This is a genomic window from Arthrobacter sp. FW306-1B-G06A (assembly GCF_058781765.1).
In genome coordinates this window covers 1-21,971 of the sequence record NZ_JBYSXB010000012.1, presented here as the reverse complement: position 1 = coordinate 21,971, position 21,971 = coordinate 1, and the positions used below count along the sequence as shown (strand labels likewise).

The window sequence follows — 21,971 nt, the reverse complement described above, 5'->3', positions numbered from 1 at the left end:
CGCATGTCTTTTGTTCGAAGTTCCCTGCGGGTAGGTCTCTGGACGGCATGGGTTATTGCTTGTGCTGTCTGCGTCCGCGGAGTCGGCTCTTTTCCGGGTGCCCGTGCTCTGCAAACACTGGTTCTCTGCTAGGCCGGGCCGATCAGCTCGCGAATATCGTGTCGAAGACTGTCCATTTCGGCGAACAGCTCCATCATGTGGGTAGCAGTCGCTTCGGCTCCGTGGGCTCCCACGAAGAAGAAATGGCCGCCGGTGACGTTCCGTGACAGCCGCGGCGGGAGTTCTTCCGCCAAAGCACGAAGCCTGGTCCAACGGCCCACGTCCAGGTCGGTCGCCTGGGCCAGGGCATTGATTCTTTGCAGATTGAAGAAATTCCAGTTCACCCGGTCGCACAGGACGTGCTTGCCGTCGGAGCGGTCCGTCGGGGTGATCGTCGCGGTCAAAGGGAAATCTGAAAAGCTCGAGGCTCGCGTATCTCGATGGGCTTCATCGTGGCTCCAATACGAACCTTCGGCCGAGAAGCGTTGCGGAGTTCCTCGAAGCATGACCGGTGTATTGCACCGGTACTCTGTCAGGTAGCGGTCTTCATCGATAATCGTGTGGCCATTGAGCAGATCCTGGCCCAAGAGGCTGGGCACAAACCCATCGACGTATGCCCCTCCTCCCCATAGCCCTTCCGGGGTAAGCGGGTCGCCGCCGGGTGCAACATGGTTGACTCCGGGAAGCGGTGGAGAGGCTGCCAGCGATAAGAAGCAGACGGGACCGATGCCGCGAGCGGCAAGGGCCACATTGAGGGCTGCGACCGATCTGCCGGCCATGCTCCACATCGCGACGACAACGGGGCGGTTTGGTGTTCCACCGATCGCCTCAGCTGTTGCGTTGGCAGCCCAGTCAGCCCATGCCGCGATGGTGAGGTCGGGTGCGGGGGCTCCGACCGCGGGGTGGTCCGTTGGGTAGGACAGGGCGAGCGTGCCCCAGCCCTGCTCTTCAAGCCAGTAGTCCAAAAAGTCCGTACGGTTCGAGCCCGGATCGCCGTAGAAGACTCTGGCGAGGTGGGCTCCGCCGGGAAGAAGCACTGCAAGCGGGCGGGCATCGTCGCCCGCCCTGAAATAGCTCAGCCCTTGAATTTTATTATGCTCGAAATGCCTTTCCCCGGGGAAAGGCCGACTTCCATTAACCATATTTGCGTCCCTCTTCTCAAATTGCCTCCACAACTATCGACAACTGGTTGTGTGCTGGACTTTGCTTTGGCCGTGGATCTGCTTGTCGCAGGTGTCCCGGTTCTCGGAGAATGAGCGGTTCAGCCGTCGAGCACCGCGACCGCACGGATAGGGCTGGCAGTGCCGCCGCGTATCTTGAGCGGGAAGCCAATGAAACGGAATCGCCCCTTGCCGACGAGCTGGTCGAGATTCCACATGCTTTCCATGTGAGTGATGCCGCGCTCCGCGCAGGCCAGATGCGCTTTGTAATTCGGCTCCATGAGCGGTGCAGGACTAATCGCCTCGACACCGAACATGAGGATGCCCTGGTGGGCCAGCCAGTGCACTGCATCGACGTGCAGACCCGGAAAGTCGTGCAAGTAACCCGGCGTCCCCCAGAGGCGCTTGTTGACGCCCATGTCGATGAGTACGGTATCGCCCGGTTTGATCTGTTCACCGGTCTGTGCAAGCGCTGCTTCCATCTCGGCCACCGTGATTTCGTGCTTCAGAGGCACGTGGGAGAGATCCAGGCAAATCGCCTCGGTGTAGAAGTTCTCCAGGGGGATCTGATCGATCGAGGCGGCGCCTGGCGCTGGGTCGAAGTGGCATGGCGCATCGACATGTGTGCCTGAGTGATCGCTCATCGACAGGGCGTACGATTTCGATGTGAAGCGTGTCGCGCCGGCCTGTTTCACCTCATCGTGATCATTCCACACGCCCATGATGATGGGAGGATGTCCGACGGGGGCCGGTGCGCGATGATGCAGTTCGCGGCTTAGATCGATCAACTGCATTTGGAATGCCTTCCTGATAGAGGTCATGCGGGTCTTGCGCTCGTGTCGAGCTTTCGATGGCACGGGCGGTTTGTGGGTCGAGGCGTGGTGGTTCGCGGGAGCAAATCGGTGGGTTGCCGGTATGGCGCTCCCGTTACGGGCCAGACGGGTGCCGGGCGCTTACGCGACGCGGCGTCTCGGACACTTACCAATGGTCCTGCTGAGACTTTCGGGGATGTTCCTGGGATGGCTTTGGGCAGAGCATTTCGATCTTTCATGTGTGGGGTTTGTGTTCTTCTGAATCGTCATGATGCTGAGGCGATAGCAGGTGCCAGTCGGTCGCCATCTGATATGCGTGGGCGACGGAAAGAAGAGTTCTTTCGTCAAAGGGCCGGCCCACAAGTTGAAATGCGACGGGCAGGCCGTTCTGCGTGAACCCGCATGGAACAGTCACTGCCGGCAGTCCCAGATAGTTGAAGGGCCTCGTGTAGATATTGATGACTCGGGTGCGGTTGAACTCTTCGGTGATCTGCGGGTTGCGCATCGCTTCCATCGTCGGGACTGGAATAGGCAGGGCCGGGGTCAGCAGCACATCTGCGTCCGCGAAGACGCGTTCACAGAATTCTCTGAGGTAGCGACCGCGCAGCGCCAGTGACTCAAGATAACGAGGCGCTGGTATGAAATTGCCGCGTTGGAGCTGGTTGCGGTTGGGTTCGGTTATTTCGGCGCCCCGCTCACGCAGATGCGGGCCGAAGATCGTGGCGGTTTCGCAATCACTGAGGACCATGGCAAGATCCCACAGCAGATGCCCATCGGGGACATCCACCGTCTGCAGCTCCGCGCCTGCGGTTGCCAGGACCTCCTGGCATGCGGTCAAGGCGGCGGCGACCTCGCTATCCACCTCTGACCACCACCGTTGCTGCACAGCGATTCGGATGTCTTTGAGTTTGGGCGAGAGCATGGACTCATATTTCTCGACAGGATGGCCGCTCGAGGACGGATCGCTCGGGTCAAATCCGGCTATGCAGCCAAGCAGCCTCGCGACGTCGCGCGCGGTTCGCGCCATGGGCCCGATCGCGTCGAGTGACCATGAGCGCACAAGCGACCCATGCCGGCTGACCCTGCCATGGGTCGGCTTGAGTCCGACCACGCCGCAAGCTGCCGCAGGGATCCGGATGGATCCGCCCGTGCACGATCCCAGGGAGCCGAAGGTGAGGCGAGCGGCAATTGCGGCAGCGGACCCGCTCGATGACCCGGGATTGAAATGCTCTGCACTCCACGGGTTGTAGCACGGGCCCAGCGGCTCTTCACCGATGGTGTCGAATCCTGCGAGCTCGGACATATTGAGTGTTCCGACTTGGATGGCGCCGGCGTCTGCGAGGCGGTTCAGTGCAGTCGCTGTCTCCCCGGCAATTTCACCCGAAAAGATCCGGGTGCCGCAGCTTGCTTCCCGTCCGGCCCGACGGAACAGGTCTTTGTGCGCCAAGGGCACACCATGCAGCGGACCGAACACGTTCCCCTTGGCGAAATTGCGGTCAGCGTCGAGCGCCGCTTCCAACGCTTCTTCTCGATCGATCTCGACAAAAGCATTGATCCGCGGCTGCCACACATCGATGCGGTCGAGGCAGGCCTCGACCGCCTGTACCGAGGACACGCGGCCCGTTTTGATCGCTTCGGCCAGTTCGCACAAGCCCAAGGATGCGATGTCCTGTGTCACATCAGCTCCTTGCCGGACGACTCAGGTCGAGCAACAGACGATCGAAGAGCGCGGGCTGGTCGCTGCTGTCCATGCGGGCGGCCGCCGCGCGCACAACTTCGTTCAGCCCGGCAACATGCTGAGCCAGTGCGGTCGCCCTCCCCTGGTCCAGTGCCAGATGGTGAAGTTCATTCGCGAAGTCGCTTATCGTTTCGCTATTTAGCATGCTTATACACCTCAACAGTCTTCTTGGATCAGCAATTAACCGGTATGCACTATCGCTGCTTGTTCACCCGTGGAGGCAATGTGTGCTGCCCACCCACCCGAGGGCGTGCTCGCGCCGCTTCTGTTTCGGTTTTCTCATGACCAAAACATTATGGAAACCGGGGACCCCTGTAGCGACCGGCAGGTAAACAAGAATGGAACATTCCACATACAGATGATGTTCGTGGACCGTTCTTCCAGAGCGGTGACGTAAGGTCACTGATGTGATAGCGAAGACACTCAAGAAAATGAAACTGCCATCCCGGCCCCTGCCCGGTCGCCGCTCGGATCCTGGCCGTCCGGAAAGGATTCGCGCCCGGCGCGCTGAGGGCGGTCAACTGGCAAGCCTGCCTCGGCCAGGCTCATTGCTCCTGGATCTGAATCGCCTTGTCGTACGGGAATACCCGGATTGCACGCGAATCCCAACCGAGGGGCACGCTTCCCTGGCTCGCCGTCACACCATCAGCTGTCCTCGGACGCGGTCGCACGGGCCGGCGGACCCATTCGATGGCACTGGCATTTCTTTCGGGGGAAGGTAATCGAGGCATGGCGTTGCTCCAAGAGTTGACCGAGGGTGAGTTCATCACACGTGTGCAGTCTTCCCGAACCCTCATTGGGCCCACCGACAAGCGCATCATCGAAGCTATCGTCCAGGAACCGAAAGACGTCGTCGTGGGGACCGTGAGTGATCTGGCCAGACGGTCCGGGGCCTCACAGTCGTCTGTGATCCGCGCCTGCCAGTCCCTGGGATATGGCGGCTTTCAAGAGCTGAAGCTGGCCGTGACCCGGGACCTGGCAAGGCAGGAAATGTCCGCAGATGGGAACCCCGGACTGACGTTCAGCGGGGTGCTGACCAGCGATACTCAGCCCGAGGAAGTCCTGCGCGCGATCGCGGCGAAAAGCGCTGAAACGGTGCGGGGGGTTCCCGATACTGTATCGTCCGAGTCGTTCTCGGCAGCGCTTGATGCTCTCCAGCAGGCGACGCGAGTTGTCGTTGTCGGGAACGGGACCTCTGCCGGCTCCGCTCGAGACGCGTCCTATCGTCTGGCCATGCTCGGTCGAACGGTGAGCGCGCCCGGTGACTCGGCTGCGCAACGACTGCACTCCTATCACCTCTCCGAGGGGACGGTCTGCCTCGTCATCAGCCACTCAGGTTCCACCCGGGAAACCGTCGAGGCCGCGGCAGCGGCTAAAGACTCGGGAGCAACCGTTATTGCACTGACGAGTTTCCGCGCATCACCCTTGACGGAAATCGCATCCATCGTCCTCGTGGCCGGGGGATTCGATTACGGATTCCGTTTGGAGGTGATGGCCAGCCGGCTGGCCCACCTTGCTGTCATCGATGCACTTTTCGTCGGACTTGCGTTGAGAGCACCCGAGCAATCCGAGCGCGCACTGGAAGCGGCTGCGGACATGAGCGCCCGGGCAAAGCTGTGAACGGCGTTCAAAAAAGCCATACAGGCTGAGTGTGCCTATAAGCCAAAATCTGGTTGGAACCGAAGAACATCTCGACGCAGCACAGAGCCGGGACGAATGACCCACCCCGGCCGTCCCCTCAGTCCCTGGTGACTGCTCATCGGCTACCCGAGCTGTCTAAACGATGCCCAGAGAGGACCGCGGATGCCTGGATGGTTCGGGGCCAGGGTCGACCAAGGCACTGGCGTCGCGAACTTTTCACTGCTTATAAGGAGGAAGAAACCGTGACTGCAGTCAACCTGGATGCCGCCATCGGTGTCAAAGGAGCGCCGTCCGCCCACAACGGGAGCGGGCCCGGATCGCGGCCACCAACAGTTGCATCCGCCCGCCCGTGGCCGCCCACCCGCACCACATCCCCGTCACGGGCGGAACCCGGAATTGGTCTGGAAACGAAGACGGCTTGGCCCGCGAACACGACCGTCCTCGGCGCAACGTCCGCCGGCATTCGCCTTGACCGGCCCAAGCATTCCCCTGAACTCTTCGCCAGCACGAACGGCATCGCAGCCAGGCACAGACTGGAGGCTTTCGTGCCCGACCCCGATCTCCCCTGCGTCCTGGCCGCCCTCAATATGGAGAGCACCCCGCCTCCGAAAACGCCGGGTCCGAGATCGGGCTCCGCCGCGGACCCACCACTCCCGCAACCATCTTCTCCGAGTGCAAACTCAGCCGCAGCCAAGGTGACGGGTGCGTTCTCCGGTGGCACGCACCCTCGGCGTGACGAGGTGACAAGTGCCTAGCGGTCCCAGCGTGACGTGGCCATCTCCCGGGCTTGAAGTACATGCCGGTGTCGAGCGGCTGGCCTGCGTGGGCGGCCGGGAGGTGCTGGCCTACTTCCAGCCCGGATCACCGGCTCGTCCCTTGATCGTGTTGCTGCCAGGAGGCGGTCACCTCGCCCGCATCTTCTACGGTCATCCCGGTGCCGACGGCACCGAATTCCTCGCTCATGCGCTCGGAGCGAAGGGTTTTCCCGTGCTTGCGCTCTCCTACCCGTCCTCGAACGAGGTGTTCGCTCATGCTCATCCGGACCTGACAATCGGCGAATGGGGACAGTCGGCGGCCGCAGTCACCGCGCGAGTCATAGCAGAGCGGGGACTGGACAACCACGTGGTCCTGTGCGCCTGGAGCATGGGAGGGAGGGCAGTGCATCCGTTCACCACCGCCGCCCAGTGTCTCGGCCTGCAGGTCGACTGTTTCATTGCGATGGCGGCAGCAGCACCGATGCTGGCCCGCGGACCATTTCCCGACGGTGTCGCGTCGCTCACCCCGGAGGGGCTGTGGGACTGTGGCGCCTACGGCGTCTCTGGTGAGACCCTGTACCAGGACTTCTACCGCCAGGCCAGCGACCCTGTGGAAGGCGGAGGCGCGATCATGACCGAGCCGGAATACCGCCGCTACTACTGCGGCCTGCATGCGCTCGGGCTGCGGGGCGAGCTGCAGATCTTCGACGGCACGTCGAGCATTACCAGTCTGGACAACTACGAAACAGCCAGTGGCCACGGGCGATGGGAGGAGTTCCCAGTGTGCGCCGCCATCGCGCCGACCAGCCGCGACGATCCGAACTCCCTCACCAACCACATGCGCTGGCCGGTGGTGACCCTGGAAAAACTCGCCCGAACCCTCCACGCCGCCGAATCGACGACCGACCGCTGGCCCGACATCCTTCGACTCGCCCACCAGGCGCCGGAGATCCTCACTCGCATCGTCCAAGGAAACCATTTCTTCTTCCTTGGCCGCCGGGGCGCACATGCAACGGCCCAGGCCATTGCCGAGCTCATCGCCTCCAGCAGCGATCTGTGGCGCCGCGCCACCGGACCAAGTGCCTGACCGAACAGGCAGGTCAGTCAGTCCGGGCCCGCCTCGAAAACCCCGCTCCGATGCGGGAAACCCCTGGCTTATAGATGTAGGAATTCGGGAAGCCGGGCGATGCTTTCAAGGAGCGCGTGATGTGGCGCAGTCCGTAGCTGGTCAACAGTGTGCGCACCCGTCAGAACGCCGACATTGAGGGCGACTCCGGCGTTGTCACCTGACCAAAGGTCGTTGGTGGTGTCCCCTACGACAGCAGTCTCTCGGACTGAATGCGTCCCGGTACGCACGATCGCTTCAAAGATCATGTCAGGATACGGGCGACCGCGGCTGGTGTCTTCGGCTGAGATTACACACGCAACAAGGTCTGTCCACCCGAGAGATTCAATGAGCTGGGGACAGTGATGCTGAGTCAAACCTGTGGTGAATGCGATAGTGACGCCGGCGTCGGCCAATGTTCGCAGCGCATTCTCGGCGTGAGGAATGGGTGGGACCCTGCCCGCCTGAATGGAGTCGGTCACGGCGCGTTCAAAGTAGTGATAGGCGGCGTCTACCCTACCGTCGCCGTCACCAAGGAGTGCGGCGAACACGTCGCGCTTCTTCAGGCCACCGCGCAGCGGTGCGAGCCTTCCCGAATCCACGCGGTCCGAGCCCACGTAGGCGAGTGCATCGTTGATCGCAGCTTCCACAGGATCGGCGATGGTGGTGCCGACCAGATCGGCCACCAGCAGCCGGGGAAGCACTCTGTCAAAGCTATTGAGGCAATCGCCGCTTGTCATCTAATCCTCATATTTCGGTTGTTGGTATTGAGATCGAGAACTCACAGGAGCTTCTCCATGGCGCCGCTCTTGGGAGGGCCGCTTTAGGACGCTTCCTTTAGAATCCGGGGGCGCCGGCCACGCGTGATCGTAGAAGCGTGCTGGACACCAACCCTGCCCGGGCTGCCCCGCGTGTCATCGCCGTCACTGCAGTGACCCTACTTCAAGGCTCTGGAAGAACGGTCCACAAACATCATCTGTATGTGGAATGTTCCATTCTTGTTTACCTGCCGGTCGCTACAGGGGTCCCCGGTTTCCATAATGTTTTGGTCATGAGAAAACCGAAACAGAAGCGGCGCGAGCACGCCTTTGGCTGGGCAATGACCGGTCCGGCGATGCTGCTGATGGGCGTCTTCGTGCTGGTGCCGGTGCTGCTGTCAGTCGTGCTGACCGTCTTCGACTACGACCCGATCAGCCAGGTCTTCCAATTTGTCGGGCTGCGCAACTTCGATCGGGTGCTGCCCAGCAAGGAGCTGTGGCAGGCCACCGTGAACACGATCGCCTACACCTTCATCACGGTGCCGGTCACGATTGGCGGCGGTCTGGTGGTCGCACTGCTCATCCACGGCGTGTCCCGCGGCGCCGGATTCTGGCGCAGTGCATATTTCCTCCCGGTCGCGGCCACATTGACGGCGATGGCGGTTGTCTGGCGCTTTCTGTTCTACCCGGACAGCGGGCTCGTCGACGCCACCCTGGGCCCGTTGCTGGGGCTGCGGCACTGGCTGGATTCCACGACGCTGGCGTTGCCGGCGGTGGCCGTGGTTGGCAGCTGGGCCGGCCTGGGCAGCGCCGTGATCCTGTTCCTCGCCGGACTGTCGGGGGTTCCCGCCCACCTACACGAGGCCGCGGCCCTCGACGGTGCCGGGGCCTGGCACCGGTTCTGGGCCGTCACCTGGCCCGCCCTCGGCCCCGCTACCGTATTCATCCTCGTGCTCACCATGCGCGACGCGCTACGGGTATTCGACCAAGTACGAGTAATGACCGACGGCGGACCGCTCAACAGCTCACAGACCCTGTCGGTGCTGCTGTGGCGCAGAGGCATCCAGTTCCTGGACATCGGCGGTAGCTCCGTGGTGAACCTGGTCCTTCTGGTGATTCTGCTCAGCGCGACCCTCTTGCAGCTGCGGACCTTCGGGCGTCGCTGGGAAGCGGCGGGCACCCGATGAACATGCACACTCGACGCCTACTGGGCCAGCTCGTCCGTCACCTGTTGCTCGCCGCCGGTGCCGTGGTGATGCTGTTGCCGTTCGCGGTCATGCTGCAGACCGCGTTCACCGCCACCGGCACCTCTCTCCACGGAGGATTCTCCAATTTCACACTGTCGAACTTCGCTACGGTATGGGAGCAGCAACCATGGCTGCGCTTCTACGCCAACACACTGGTGATGACCGTCTTGATTTTCGCAGCCCAGGTCGTGATCGGGTTGCCGGCCGGATTCGCCCTCGCCCGCTCCGAATTCGCCGGCAAGAAGGTGGCGACGCTGCTCGTGATGGCCTGCCTGGTGGTACCGGCTCAGGTCATCGCGTTGCCCAACTACGTGATGCTGGCCCGGCTCGGCTGGACCGACAGCCTCGCTGCGCTTGTGGTGCCGTTCGCCGGTTCAGCGTTCGCAGTCTTCCTTTTCCGCCAGTTCGCCCTCACCCTCCCGCAGACTCTGTTCGACGCAGCCCGCCTCGACGGAGTCGGCCCGATCGCGCTGGTCTGGCGGGTCGCGCTGCCCAACATGGGACCTGCGCTGGTCGCCCTGGGCGTGTTCAGCGTCGTTTCGCACTGGAACGACCTGTTCTGGCCCTCCGTCGTGCTGCAGACCGACCGCGCAGCGACCGTGCCCTACGCCATCGCCACCTACGCCACCACCGAGTCCTTTAGCAACTACGGACTCCAGATGGCCGCCGCCACACTGGCCGTGCTGCCCCTGATGCTCGCCTTCCTCGCCACACAACGACAATTCGTCCGCGGCATCGCATTCTCTGTCAACAACGACTAATCCACAACCACCCCACCAATGGAGCTACCCATGTCTGTCACCCTGTCTCGCCGCACCGCACTCGTCGCGGGCGCGGGCCTCCTCACCACCTTCGCCGCCGCCTGCAGTGCGGGCCCTTCCACCACGGGCGCCGCCGGCCGCTCACCCAACCCTGCCAATCCGATCGAAGTCGAACTGGCGTTCATGAACAGCCCTGGCTACATCACAGCCCTGACCAAGACGCTGAACGCGGACTTCACCCGCCGCACCGGAATCACCGTCAAGCTCAACAACGTCGGCCAGAACAGCTACGAGGCCGTGGACCAACGGGTCCAGGCAGGACTGGCGGCGGGCAACCCACCGGACCTTGCACTCGTCGGGTTGAACTCGGTACGCACGTACGCCGAGGCGCGACTCGCACAGCCGCTGGACCCCTACCTGACCACTGGCGGCACGTTCGCCCCAGCCGATTTCTACCCGTCCTTTCTCGAACTCGGCAAACGAGACGGTAAGACCTGGGCCATTCCCTACGGCATTTCGGTAACCCTTCTCTACTTCAACGCCGACATCTTCCGCAAAGCCGGCCTCGACCCCGAGCAGCCGCCGGCTACCCTGTCACAGCTGCGCACCGCCGCTAAACAGATCGTCTCGACCGGCGCGGCGCGCTATGGAGTCGGTCTTGACACCGACAGCTCCGGGCTGTGGAACTATCAGAGCCTGATCCTCTCCAACGGCGGGGCCCTGATGAACGCCGACGAGACCAAGCTGACCCTCACTGACCCCAAGGTCAGCTCGATCCTCCAGTACTGGACGGACATCACCACCTCCGGGCTCGGCCAGCCGATGGACCGCAAGACGGTACAGGATGCATTCCTGCGAGGCGACCTTGCCATGTTCCTCCAGAGCAGCTCGCTTGTCGTGGGACTGCAGTCGGCCAAACCCGCCTTTCAGATCCGCACAACGACCCTCCCGACCCCCGACGGCGGCACCCGCAGGGCACCAGCAGCCGGCGGCGGTCTAGTGGTGCTGGCCAAAGACCCCGACAAGCAGGCGGCAGCGCGCGCGGTCATCGCCGAACTCACCAGCCCAGCCGGCGCCACCACTCTCACACAGGCCAGCGGGTACCTCACCCCCAACAAGGTCGCCGCCACCAGCGAGCAGTACCTCGCCCCCTTCTACCGCGAAAACCCCCTCATGTCGGCCGCGGTGTCCGAAATCCCGGACGTCGTGCCCTGGTACCAGTTCCCCGGCCGGCACGCCGCAGAAATCATGACCCTGGTCAGCGATGACTTCCTCGCTGCCCGCCGCGGCACCAAGACCGTGCCCCAGGCGTTGGCCGACGCCACCAGCCAAGCCGAAGCCCTGCTGCCGTGACGATCACCGACCCCACCACCGCGCCCTTTTCCGACACCAGGCTCATGGACCGCTCGGCCGATGTCCGGTGCGAGGGCATCACCAAGACCTTCACCGGCGGTACAAGCGCGCTGCGAGGGATCGACCTGAATTGCCCGTCCGGCGCGGTCACGGTCCTCCTGGGGCCCTCCGGATGCGGCAAGACGACCCTTCTGCGCTGCATCGCAGGATTGGAAAACCCCAGCGATGGCAGCATCCACCTCGGCGACTGCGACGTCACCGAAGTCGACCCCCGCAAGCGCGGCGTCGCGATGGTCTTCCAGAACTACGGGCTCTACCCCAATAAGACCGCCTACGGCAACATCGAATACCCCCTGCGCATGGCAGGGGTCTCCAAGACCGAACGGCGGGAACGGGTCACGAACGTGGCCGAGTTGCTGAAGATCGATCACCTGCTAGAGCGAAAACCGGCACAACTCTCGGGCGGGCAACGCCAACGCGTAGGGATCGGCCGAGCACTCGTGCGCCGCCCCAGCGTACTGCTCATGGACGAACCGCTGTCCAGCTTGGACGCCGAGCTGCGGGTAAGCATGCGCACCGAGATCCGTGCCCTGCAACGGCAACTGGGCACGACCATGGTCTATGTCACCCATGACCAGACCGAGGCGCTCGCCCTCGCAGACCAGCTCGTCGTGCTCCGCGATGGGAGAATCGAGCACTCCGGCACCCCCGAGGAGGTCTTCGGCTCACCGGCAACCACCTTCGTGGCGGGATTCCTGGGTGCGATGAATCTCCTCAAGGCGCAGCCGTTTGGACTGCCGCCTGGGACCCTGGGCATCCGCCCCGAAGACCTCCTCCTTGGCGATTCCCCCAACGCACTTGCCCTTTCGGGCCCGGTCATCGACGCCGATCTGATCGGCACCGAGCGCATTGTGCACTTCCGCTGGGGCCAGGAATCCGTCCGGATACGCCTCCGGGCCGATGATCGCGTACCCGAAAGGATCACCGCCCACGCCCCCGCTGACCGCGTCCACCGGTTCGACATCCATGGCAACCGGATCGAGGCACGCCTGTGACCGGGGAGCTGGTACCGCCAGTCGGCGAGGCGTTCGAGCGCCGCTATCCGAAAAGGGCCAGCGAAGTCAGAATGAGTTCCTTCGCCGGCGTCGAGGACCTGCTTGTTCGGCTGCAGCCCGCGGTGCGATGCTTCGTTGTCGCCGGATGAAGGGATCGCTGTGAGTCAACGAGGAAGCATCGACGTTCACGCACATTTCCTGCCCGAGAGGTATAGGACGGCTTACGAACAGTGTGGAATTCCGGGCCCGGACGGTTTGGCGGCATGGCCGGAGTGGGAGGTTGGCCAGGCCCTCCGCACAATGGATGATCTCGGCGTAGACGTGGCCATCCTGTCTGTCTCATCTCCGGGTGTCCATTTTGGTGACGACCGCTCGGCGGTGGTGCTCGCCCGTGGTGTCAATGAGGATGCGGCGGCGCTGGTCGCCCGTCACCCTGACCGGTTCGGGTTCTACGCGTCCCTGCCGTTGCCTGACGTGGACAGCGCGCTGGAAGAGATTGAATACGCACTGGGTGAGCTCAAGGCCGACGGGGTGGTGCTGCTGACAAACTACCGCGGGATCTACCTGTTCGATGAAAGGTTTCGTCCCGTCCTTGACGAACTCGACCGCCGGGGCGCCGTCGTCTTCGTCCACCCCACGTCGCCACCGTGTTGGGAGCAGACGTCCTTTGGTCAGCCACGCAGCATCATCGAGTTCCCAATTGAGACCACCCGGGCCATCACCGGCCTCATTCTGAAAGGTGCGCTGGGGGGATACAAGGGGCTGAGAATCATCGTCCCGCACGGCGGCGGAGCCCTGCCGTCGCTCGCTGACCGGATCCACACGCTCGGCCAAATGACGGCTGAGCGGCACGGTGCCGAGCCCGTCGACGCCCTGGCCATCTTGCGTCGGCTGCACTACGACCTGGCCGGGTTCCCGCTCGACACACAGCTGGCCTCGCTCCTGCAACTGGCACCGCCGAGCCAGCTGCTCTACGGGACTGACTGGCCGTTCACTCCCCAACCCCAGATCGCCTCGTCCGCCCATCGGATCGCGCAGACCCCGTTGCTGTCCGCTGCCGACCTCGACCTGATCCGGCACCGCAACGCTCAGCAACTCTTCGAACGCTTGAACCAACCGACTCACACCCAAAGCCTCCAAGGAGTAACTCATGGCTACCGCTCACGCTGACGACCTCGAGAAGTGGCGGGGCTTGCCCAGCGGCACCGTCTGCGACTGCCTGAACCGATTCCAGGCCATGCACGCGACCATGCGCCCGATCGTCGGCGGCACTCTGCTTGGGCGGGCATGGACTGCCCGGAGCATGCCGGGCGAGAACAACACCCTGCTGCGCGCCATCGAGACGGCACCGGCCGGCAGCATCCTCGTTGTCGACGCCGGTGGCTTCACGGACCGGGCCGTCTGGGGTGAGGTTCGCACCATGGAGGCCATGCGCGCCGGTGTGATCGGCCTGGTCGTCGACGGCGCGGTCCGCGATGTCGAGGCGATCCGCCAGCTGGGCTTCACCGTCTTTGGACGCGGCATCTGTGCCGCCGGCCCGAACAAGGGATGGGACGGCGACGTCGGCGGCCAGATCCAGTGCGCGGGCGTGGTCGTCAACCCGGGCGACCTCGTGGTGGCAGACACCGACGGGGTCGTCGTAGTCCCCCGTGACCGGGAAGGACAGGTCCTCATTGACGCCCGACAGCGTCAGCAGGAAGACGCCGACCTGATTGCCCGTGCCTCAAGGGCGTCCCGATGAGTATCGGATTCGTCGGTCTGGGCATCATGGGCCTGCCCATGGCGGCCGCGCTGCTCGACGCCGGTCACGACGTGATCGGATACAACCGAAGCCAAGCCCGGACGGACGACCTTGTCCGCCGCGGCGGGGCTGCGGCCGACAGCCTTGCCGAATTGGGACAACGCTGCGACCTGGTGATCACGATGCTCCCGGACACGCCGGACGTCGAGAAGGTCACTCTGGGCCCGGATGGCCTGCTTGCCGCGATGCCACGCGGAAGCCTGCTCGTAGACATGAGCACCATCCGCCCGGATGCCGCCCGCCGGATCGCCCAATACGGTCAGGACCGGGGAGTGGACGTGCTCGATGCCCCGGTCTCCGGCGGCGAACAGGGCGCGATCAACCGTGTGCTGTCCATCATGGTCGGGGGTGAGGCGGCGGTGCTCGACCGGGCACTCCCGTACCTGCGGGCGCTGGGCCACACCATCGTGCACGTCGGTCCAGCCGGCGCCGGCCAGACCGTCAAGGCTGCCAACCAGCTGATTGTGGCCGGCAATCTGGCCATCCTTGCCGAGGCACTGGTGCTACTTGACGCCGCCGGGGTGCCTCTTGCGCCGGCGCTCGAGGTGTTGGGTGATGGCCTGGCCGGCAGCCGGGTACTCAGCCAGAAAGGTGCCGCCATGAGCGGCGGTGACTTTACCCCCGGTTTCCGGGCCGCTCTGCACCACAAGGACCTCGGCATCGCGCTGGATACCGCGCGCGGTCACGGTGTTATTCTGCCTTTGGGATCCGTGGCCTCCCAGCAGATGGCGAGCCTTGTTGCCGGGGGCGCGGGCGCGCTCGACCATGCGGCCGTCATTCGCGTGGTGCGCCTGCTTTCCGGCGCGGGCAACAGGTGACGACAGTTTTGACCGTGCGACTCCACCAGCGCCTTCATCACGTCGCTAGGCGCGGCAACAGCGCTGGCGCAGACTTCAAAGCGGCCCAGGGGGAAAGTGCCGATGCATCCGAGGCCGCGGAGCCCGCCGGACCCCGGCGCTCGAACGGAGGACTCGCGTGACTGTCCCGGCCGGCCCATGGCCCGCACCATTCGCCAAGGGGCCGATTGACGCAACTGTTGCCGTGCCCGGCTCCAAGTCGCTCACGAACAGGTACCTCGTCCTTGCGGCCCTCGCCGACGGCCCGAGCCGGCTTCGTGCGCCCTTGCTCTCGCGTGACTCGCAACTCATGATCGCTGCCCTACGGGCACTGGGCGCGACCGTCACAGAGATCGCGGGGGACGGCAGCTACGGGCGGGACCTCGAGATCACCCCTTTGAAGCAGGGCCCGGATCTGGGCGCCATTACCGTCGACTGCGGGCTCGCGGGCACCGTCATGCGGTTCGTGCCGCCGATCGCTGCGCTGTGCCGCGGCGAGATCGCGTTCGACGGCGACCCCCACGCCCGGGTGCGTCCCATGGGTCCGGTAATCGACGCCCTCGACGCGCTGGGCGTCGGCCTCTCCTGCGCCCGCGGCCGTCCGTCATCGCTTCCGTTCACTGTGCACGGCGCAGGTGCCGTGCAGGGCGGGCACGTCGTGATCGACGCGGGCGGATCGAGCCAGTTCCTCTCGGCCCTGTTGCTCGCGGGCGCGCGCTTCGAGAACGGCCTCCATCTCGAACACGTCGGCGAGCACGTTCCGAGCCTCGACCACATCGCCATGACCGTGGCCGTGCTGCGCGAGCTCGGTGTCGAGGTCGACGATTCGAGCCCCAATCACTGGTTCGTCACACCGGGACAGATCCGGGCGTTCGACGTGAGGATCGAGCAGGATCTCTCCAATGCAGGCCCCTTCCTCGCTGCAGCGCTCGTTACACGCGGGACGGTCCGTGTGCCGGGCTGGCCCGCACACACGACCCAGGTCGGCGACTCGTGGCGTACCATCCTCCCGAAACTCGGGGCCGGCGTGACGCTCGAAGACGGCACACTGACGGTGCGGGGCGGGGAGCGCATCACCGGGGCCGAGTTCGCCGATACGAGCGAGCTCGCGCCGACTGTCGCGGCGCTGTGCGCGCTGGCGGACTCTCCATCACGCCTCACCGGCATCGCCCACGCCCGTGGACACGAGACGGACCGCCTGGCCGCGCTCGTTGCGGAGATCACACGTCTCGGCGGGGACGCTGAAGAAACCGCGGATGGTCTCCTGATCCGCCCCGCGCGGCTGCACGGCGGCGTCGTCAAGAGCTACGGTGATCACCGGATGGCCACGGCCGGGGCGGTCTTGGGCCTCGCCGTCGAGGGAGTCAAGGTCGAGGACATCGCGACCACATCGAAGACAATGCCGGAGTTCCCGAAGATGTGGGCCCGAATGTTGAGCCAGTAAGCACCTGCGAAAATCCCGGGTCCGGCGGGGATTGTCTCAGCGACGGCGGTGCAACAGCCCGTCGCGCGCTTGGATCCGGCGGTCGCCGGACGTGCGACCGTGAAGAATCCTGAACACAAGTCCACAAACCGGGTTCAACATCGCTTGGGAAGACAGCCGACAAGTATTCCGCCCACGGAGTGTAGCTCCGCGCTGCTGCGGCCACCAGGAAGCTGGCGGTCGCGGTGTGCCGACCGAGCGCTGAGGACTCAAACTCGAGCGGTGAGCACACTGATGTCGAGCCCCACCAAGACGAAATGCCGGAACGACCCACAACAGCACACAGCCGCCACGCCACGCCCACCTGCGAAGAGATCTATTCGCAGCGATGTACGCAGGGTGACGGTAACGTTCTTCACTGAACCTCGACGGCAACTGGAGCTGGAGCCTCATCTTTATGGATAGGAGCTAAGCGTCCACCGAGATCTCATGAGAACCCGCGGTCAACGCTGGCTCGTCTCGCGATGTTTCAATGGCCTCTCGCTGTTTGGAAGCCGCTACGGCCCTTCGTTGGGAACGCTGTCTTTGGATTGCCTGTTCGACGCGTCCGCGCTGAGTCTTGCGCTCAACTTCAGACTTGAATTTAAACCCGGCCACCGAAAGCTCGGAGATGTATCTCAGAAGGTACGCGTCATCTTCTGGATTCACGTCCATTTCGAAGTACGTGAAACTGCACAGGTTCAAGAAAAAGTCAGCGAAGACTTCTAGAGTCAGGTGCTCCGCACTCACAGCGCTCAGTTGCTTGGCCCAACCGGGCTCTCGGACGTTGAACACCATAAAAGCTGCTGAGATTGCCCCCTCTGGATCCGCCGTAAAGTTCTTGTCTTCGATAGCCTTGTCCAGCGCCTTCAGCAACTTCCTGGAGGAGAGCGAGGACGCGATTCCGGACGTAACCATTAACGGTGGAAATATCGTCGTGAGACGTTTGATGAAATACTCGCGCTCGTCCGCATCCTCGATTCCTAACGCCTCCGCCGTGGTGTCGGCGACGTTGCGTAAGGCTTCGCGAAATCCCGTATCTGCCTCAAACAGTGCCAAGTACCTGCCCCACCCGATGAGGACCTTTCGAAGGAGCCTAGCTTTGAGTTCCGGTTCAGGAACTTGGAAGCAGTCCCGCAATGCGGTAGATACGACGTCTAGGACGATCGAGTATCGGTAGGCTGGAGGCAGGTCCTCTGGAAGCGCAAGGGGGAACGCTTCTGGCTCGTTGTATGGGAGAACTTCCTCCTCTTCAGGCAGTTCAGGTGAGGGTACAGCGCTGCTCGATGCACTGCTGGTGTCCCCGAGGAACGCGATATCAAGTTCCTCCGGTGCCTCTACTACATCGACCTGACGAAGTGCCGGGCGTCCTTCAGTCAAATGCTGTGACTCATCGAGATACAGTTCCATTCTCGCCAACAAGTCAGAGTCTTGGCGCTTGAGCGAAGCGTAATGTCTGATGATGGGAGCGAAAAGAGTTGGATCTTGAAGGATCAGTTCGCGGAACGCGGAGTCGTCGGCCGCCGCTTTGGCGGCGAACAGGTACAAATAACTGTGGTGGCTGAAGCGGATCATATTTCCGTCGCTTCGCAGTACACGCTGAGCACTGAAATAACTGAGTAGTTCAAAGGCCGATTCAGAGATGTCCCTAGCCTCGAAGTAATCCTCTATCCGTCTACTCACCACCGATCCCTGGATTGAGCCGGCTCTCTGCTCGACAAATAGTTTGGCCAAATCCGCTAGGACGGCCTCCCTAAGCCCCGCATCCAACGACCAACGTGCGTCCTCATCGACATTGCCGCGGCCCAGAAGCTGACTTAGGTACTGGTCCAACAAGGTCGTATGTGAGCTGTTGGCTTGAATCGCGTTGCCGGCCAGGAGGATCGAGGCCAGCAACGAGACTATGAATGGGGTGTGCGGAAGATTCTGCTGCGCCAGTACGGCGACAACCCGCGAAGCTATCTGCTCTGGTCGCACTGGAGCAGCAAGACGTACGAGTTTGACCACGTCTCGCCGGCTGAATCGACCCATATATCTAACCTCAGGTGTCAGACCGGCCGATGTAAGCCGGTCCAAGAACTCTGGTTCTTTGTCTGTGCGACAACCTAAGAAGACCTGTCTCGGATTAATCTTGAGCAGATCTTCGATCATTTGGTCGCATCGTTTGCCGGCAAATGGAGTGACGTTATCAATAGCGATCACAGCCTCCTCCAGTTGATCAACGCCCGGAGGAAGGAGGCTCAAGATGCGAGCCTGGCTACGCAGCTGTTGGATCAATGGACGCCCACCTTTAGGGAACTTGTTAAAGTCCAAGAGAATGGGCGGAAGTGACGACTCGGCTGCAGCTTGATCAAGAAGCCACTGCAGGGCAGTAGTGAGGCCCGAGTTCTCGTCTCCGACGATGAGTACTACGCCCTTCAACCGACTCACCTCAAAAGGGTCCGACCTTTTGATCTTCTTCTTCGCCGCCAGTTGTTCGGCCGCTTGCATATTTTCGTTTGAGACCGGGTACAGCACCGGGGGAACGATAAGCTCTTCAACACCACGGGTTTCTCGGTCATCTGAGTTCTCACAGACGATTGATTGAAGCCGCACTTGACCTGCCAGAGCATCCCTAGCCAGCTGCGTGGAGTCAAGAACCAGGCCACTTGGCGACAGGAGGACGGGAGTCGAAGAGGTTGGTGATATTGACGCCAGAAAGGCGGGCAAATCACCAAAGTCATCTCCGTAAGCCACGGGTAAGATATGGTCTGCTCTATGTTCAACGAGGAGTTCTTTTAGCTCCGACTCCCTGCAGAGCCGGTAGTGACGATGCTGAGAATCCTCGAAGCTTCGACGATGCCAGTCGATTAGCCTGGAAAAATTGGGATCTTCCAAGCCCGACCCGACTCCAACGTAAATAATTGACTTGAGTGCCGAAGCAGCCTTTTGTAAGTCTTGAGCTGTCTGACTTGCTAATAGCTTCGTGTAGTCCCGGTCACTCAGAATGACCGATTCCGGTTCTGACCAAAGGCCATGAAGATGGCCCACGCTATTGGAGTTGTTGGCAAGTATCCTTTGAATCTCCCCCGCGTTCTCCCAGGTAGCTGATTGGCGGCCGGTGCTCTGCTCAATGAGCGAGTCGTAATTGGTGGTCAAGATCGGGCAGCTCACTCCATCCAGAGCATTAGCCCAGGAGTCATCAACGGGCTTCAGCTCCCCAACCATTTCCTTCAGCCATTTGGCATAGGCGAAGTCCCCGGCAAGCTTTATCTGTGTTTGCACCATCCCTGCTACTGACACGAGAGCTGCAGTGTCGCTTGTCGTGCGAGCGTACCCAAGCGTGTGCTCGATCATTGGCCGCCACTGCTCGTGGGCCATTTTCCTGTCAGATATATAGTCCAGGCTCTCCTCCAGGAGACCGACCCAGCTTGCCGTCGACGCTCCAGCGGAGCCGGCGATCGAAAGGCCGGTGCCGACCACGAAGATCGCACGGCCTTTGACTACGGCATCCTGCAAATCCTGCAATTGAAAACTCCTGCCTAAAAACTGCGGATGGCGAATCTGCAACACATTCCTTGCCCCAGACTGAGACATCATCTCAGGAGCTGCCGACTTCTGGTCGATAGGCGCACAGGTTCTCGGCGGCAAACTTGCATTGTGTCTCTGATCTATGGAGGGACAGGTCGGAGTGGTGGGGTGTTGTGCCCGATGCCACGAATCGTTGCGCCGTGATCTTCCGGTCTTGAGTTCGTTGACGAACAGAGCCGGTGACCGCAGCAACGAGGGCTTGGAGCACCGCTCTCCGCCGGCCGAGGCTGCTGATAGCAGCGTATATGACACGCCAGGCTGCGTCGGCCGCTACATCGCCTGCACGTCGGCAAGATAACCACTGTGGTTGCGAGGTCGACATTCGACGCGTGGGGCGTCTAGTCGGGCCCGATCATTCGCCTGAATTGTCCAAAGCGCTTTGGACAATTTAAGCGCCTGACTCCGGCGACCGAGGGCTGAGGTAGCCGATAGTGTGGTTGCGTGCCCACGATCGAACCTGACCTGCCCAGCGGATATATAGGAACACTTGCTTCACTGAAGGAGCTGGTGACCGCCGCACAGCTACGTGCCCAGCAGGCAGCCAGTTCTGCAATGGTGGAGATGTATCGGGGCATCGGCGCCACGATTCTGCAGCGACAGACGCAGGAACCGTGGGGTTCGAAGATCCTGCAGCGCCTCGCGCCAGATCTGAAGGCTTCATTCCCGCACATGCGTGGTTTCTCCCGCTCGAACCTTTTCTACATGCGGTCTTTCGCCGCTGCCTGGGACTTCTCCGACGCCGACGTGCGGGACCGCATCGGGACACTGGGCTGGGGACACATCATCGAACTGCTCAAGTTGAAGGACCCTGAAGTACGCGACTGGTACGCCGAATTGGCCAGCAAACAAAAGTGGAAACTCACGGTCCTCGAGCACCAGATCGCCACGGGCTTGCACCGGCGGATCGGGGCCGCGCCCAACAACCTCGAAGCACGCCTGCCAACAGGTGGTGCCGAGCTGGCTCAGAACGTCGCTAAGGATCCGCTGGTACTGGATTTCCTGGGACTAACCACCGAAGCAGAAGAATTGGCCATCGAGGAGGCTATGACACAACGCATGTCCCAGACGTTGGCCGAGTTTGGCAGGGGCTTCGCGTTCTACGGTCGCCAGTATCATCTGGACGTCAAAGGCGAGGACTTCTACATAGACCTTCTACTAGTGCACGTGCCAACAAACAGGTTCGTGGTCGTTGAACTTAAGGCTGGCAAGTTCCGTCCGGAACAGCTGGGGCAGTTGAACTTCTATGTTGCCGCGGTCAACGACCTCGTGAAATTCCCCGGCATGGCGCCTTCGGTCGGGATCCTCGTGTGCGGGTCGAAACACGACCCCACCGTCCGATACGCCCTCGACGGCTCGTCCCAGCCTATCGCCGTCACCTCGTATACGTACGAGACACTCCCGGACAAGGAACGCGAGGCGCTCCCCTCCCCCGCCGCGATCACGGCTGCCTTGGAACAAGGGACCGTCGGGAACCAGGAATCCATCGACGACGAATGATCGCGGCGGGGTCGCCATCTCGTCATACTGACGGCTCAGGAGGCTGCCCAGTCCAGCAGCAGGCCGTCGTTGCCCGTCGTGTTTCTGCCACAGCCTGTGGCAGAATTGCGACTCAGCTCTCGGATGCGTGCCTTGCCGCTAGCCGTTTCCCGCAGCGTCCGGGGATCGGCAGTTGGAAATGTCGGTGTCGTTCGGGTCAGTCAAGTGCGTGTGGGGCTGCTGGCCAAGCCTCGGCCAGGTGCTTGTCAACGGCAAGTTAGAAATGACCGGGCGCGGCATGTTGAGTTGCCCGTTGGCGGCAAGTGATTGACCGGGCGCGGCAAGTATTTTTGGACAGGGTCAGGCGCCCCGGGCGTGCCGGGTTGGCGGGGGCGCCTGACC

17 protein-coding genes are annotated in these 21,971 nt (G+C 62.6%); 11 read left to right on the top strand and 6 right to left on the bottom strand.

The window, feature by feature from the left end:
* Positions 1-128 precede the first annotated feature (128 nt).
* The 4 genes from AC3WJM_RS08420 to AC3WJM_RS08405 all read right to left on the bottom strand — a co-directional run bounded on the left by AC3WJM_RS08420 (position 129) and on the right by AC3WJM_RS08405 (position 3,894).
* Complete coding sequence (locus AC3WJM_RS08420) at positions 129-1,076, bottom strand: hypothetical protein (protein WP_492271605.1); 948 nt, start codon at positions 1,074-1,076, stop codon at positions 129-131.
* A gap of 224 nt (positions 1,077-1,300) precedes the next feature.
* Complete coding sequence (locus AC3WJM_RS08415) at positions 1,301-1,993, bottom strand: cyclase family protein (protein ID WP_492271604.1); 693 nt, start codon at positions 1,991-1,993, stop codon at positions 1,301-1,303.
* Between the two features lie 253 nt (positions 1,994-2,246).
* The gene (locus AC3WJM_RS08410; protein ID WP_492271603.1) at positions 2,247-3,689 is read right to left on the bottom strand and encodes an amidase; all 1,443 of its coding nucleotides are present in this window, start codon (positions 3,687-3,689) and stop codon (positions 2,247-2,249) included.
* A 1-nt stretch (position 3,690) separates the two neighbouring features.
* Positions 3,691-3,894 carry a hypothetical protein gene (locus AC3WJM_RS08405; RefSeq protein WP_492271602.1) on the bottom strand — a complete coding sequence of 68 codons (204 nt, stop codon included), beginning with the start codon at positions 3,892-3,894 and terminating at the stop codon, positions 3,691-3,693.
* A gap of 584 nt (positions 3,895-4,478) precedes the next feature.
* Between AC3WJM_RS08405 and AC3WJM_RS08400 the strand changes: the two genes are divergently transcribed.
* Positions 4,479-5,369, top strand: coding sequence for a MurR/RpiR family transcriptional regulator (locus AC3WJM_RS08400; protein ID WP_492271601.1), 891 nt, complete (start codon positions 4,479-4,481; stop codon positions 5,367-5,369).
* A gap of 786 nt (positions 5,370-6,155) precedes the next feature.
* A complete protein-coding gene (locus AC3WJM_RS08395; RefSeq protein ID WP_492271600.1) occupies positions 6,156-7,232 on the top strand; it encodes an alpha/beta fold hydrolase in 1,077 nt (358 codons plus the stop codon).
* Positions 7,233-7,300: 68 nt separating this feature from the next.
* Here the strand turns inward: AC3WJM_RS08395 and AC3WJM_RS08390 are convergent, their stop codons facing one another.
* Positions 7,301-7,990 (bottom strand): HAD hydrolase-like protein, encoded by a 690-nt coding sequence (locus AC3WJM_RS08390; protein ID WP_492271599.1) that lies wholly within the window; start codon positions 7,988-7,990, stop codon positions 7,301-7,303.
* Between the two features lie 311 nt (positions 7,991-8,301).
* Between AC3WJM_RS08390 and AC3WJM_RS08385 the strand changes: the two genes are divergently transcribed.
* The 8 genes from AC3WJM_RS08385 (at position 8,302) to aroA (ending at position 16,505) form a co-directional block, all read left to right on the top strand.
* Positions 8,302-9,195 carry a carbohydrate ABC transporter permease gene (locus AC3WJM_RS08385; RefSeq protein WP_492271598.1) on the top strand — a complete coding sequence of 298 codons (894 nt, stop codon included), beginning with the start codon at positions 8,302-8,304 and terminating at the stop codon, positions 9,193-9,195.
* Positions 9,192-10,016, top strand: a complete 825-nt coding sequence (locus AC3WJM_RS08380; RefSeq protein WP_492271597.1) for a carbohydrate ABC transporter permease — start codon at positions 9,192-9,194, stop codon at positions 10,014-10,016. Before AC3WJM_RS08385 ends, AC3WJM_RS08380 begins: the two co-directional genes overlap by 4 nt.
* Positions 10,017-10,046: 30 nt before the next feature.
* Entirely contained in the window at positions 10,047-11,369 is a 1,323-nt protein-coding gene (locus AC3WJM_RS08375; protein WP_492271596.1) for an ABC transporter substrate-binding protein, read from the top strand.
* The gene (locus tag AC3WJM_RS08370; RefSeq protein ID WP_492271595.1) at positions 11,366-12,424 is read left to right on the top strand and encodes an ABC transporter ATP-binding protein; all 1,059 of its coding nucleotides are present in this window, start codon (positions 11,366-11,368) and stop codon (positions 12,422-12,424) included. The genes AC3WJM_RS08375 and AC3WJM_RS08370 overlap by 4 nt, the downstream gene beginning before the upstream one ends.
* Positions 12,425-12,583: 159 nt before the next feature.
* Complete coding sequence (locus tag AC3WJM_RS08365) at positions 12,584-13,594, top strand: amidohydrolase family protein (protein WP_492271594.1); 1,011 nt, start codon at positions 12,584-12,586, stop codon at positions 13,592-13,594.
* The gene (locus tag AC3WJM_RS08360) at positions 13,575-14,165 is read left to right on the top strand and encodes an RraA family protein (RefSeq protein WP_492271593.1); all 591 of its coding nucleotides are present in this window, start codon (positions 13,575-13,577) and stop codon (positions 14,163-14,165) included. Before AC3WJM_RS08365 ends, AC3WJM_RS08360 begins: the two co-directional genes overlap by 20 nt.
* Positions 14,162-15,043: an NAD(P)-dependent oxidoreductase gene (locus AC3WJM_RS08355; RefSeq protein ID WP_492271592.1), complete on the top strand. Its 882-nt coding sequence runs from the start codon at positions 14,162-14,164 to the stop codon at positions 15,041-15,043. Before AC3WJM_RS08360 ends, AC3WJM_RS08355 begins: the two co-directional genes overlap by 4 nt.
* A 157-nt stretch (positions 15,044-15,200) precedes the next feature.
* Positions 15,201-16,505: a 3-phosphoshikimate 1-carboxyvinyltransferase gene (aroA, locus tag AC3WJM_RS08350; protein WP_492271591.1), complete on the top strand. Its 1,305-nt coding sequence runs from the start codon at positions 15,201-15,203 to the stop codon at positions 16,503-16,505.
* Positions 16,506-16,952: 447 nt separating this feature from the next.
* On the opposite strand, the gene AC3WJM_RS08345 is transcribed toward aroA, so the two are convergent.
* Positions 16,953-20,030 carry an SIR2 family protein gene (locus AC3WJM_RS08345; protein ID WP_492271590.1) on the bottom strand — a complete coding sequence of 1,026 codons (3,078 nt, stop codon included), beginning with the start codon at positions 20,028-20,030 and terminating at the stop codon, positions 16,953-16,955.
* A 504-nt stretch (positions 20,031-20,534) separates the two neighbouring features.
* On the opposite strand from AC3WJM_RS08345, the gene AC3WJM_RS08340 reads away from it, so the two are divergent.
* Positions 20,535-21,590 (top strand): PDDEXK nuclease domain-containing protein, encoded by a 1,056-nt coding sequence (locus AC3WJM_RS08340; protein ID WP_492271589.1) that lies wholly within the window; start codon positions 20,535-20,537, stop codon positions 21,588-21,590.
* The last annotated feature ends 381 nt before the right edge of the window (positions 21,591-21,971 follow it).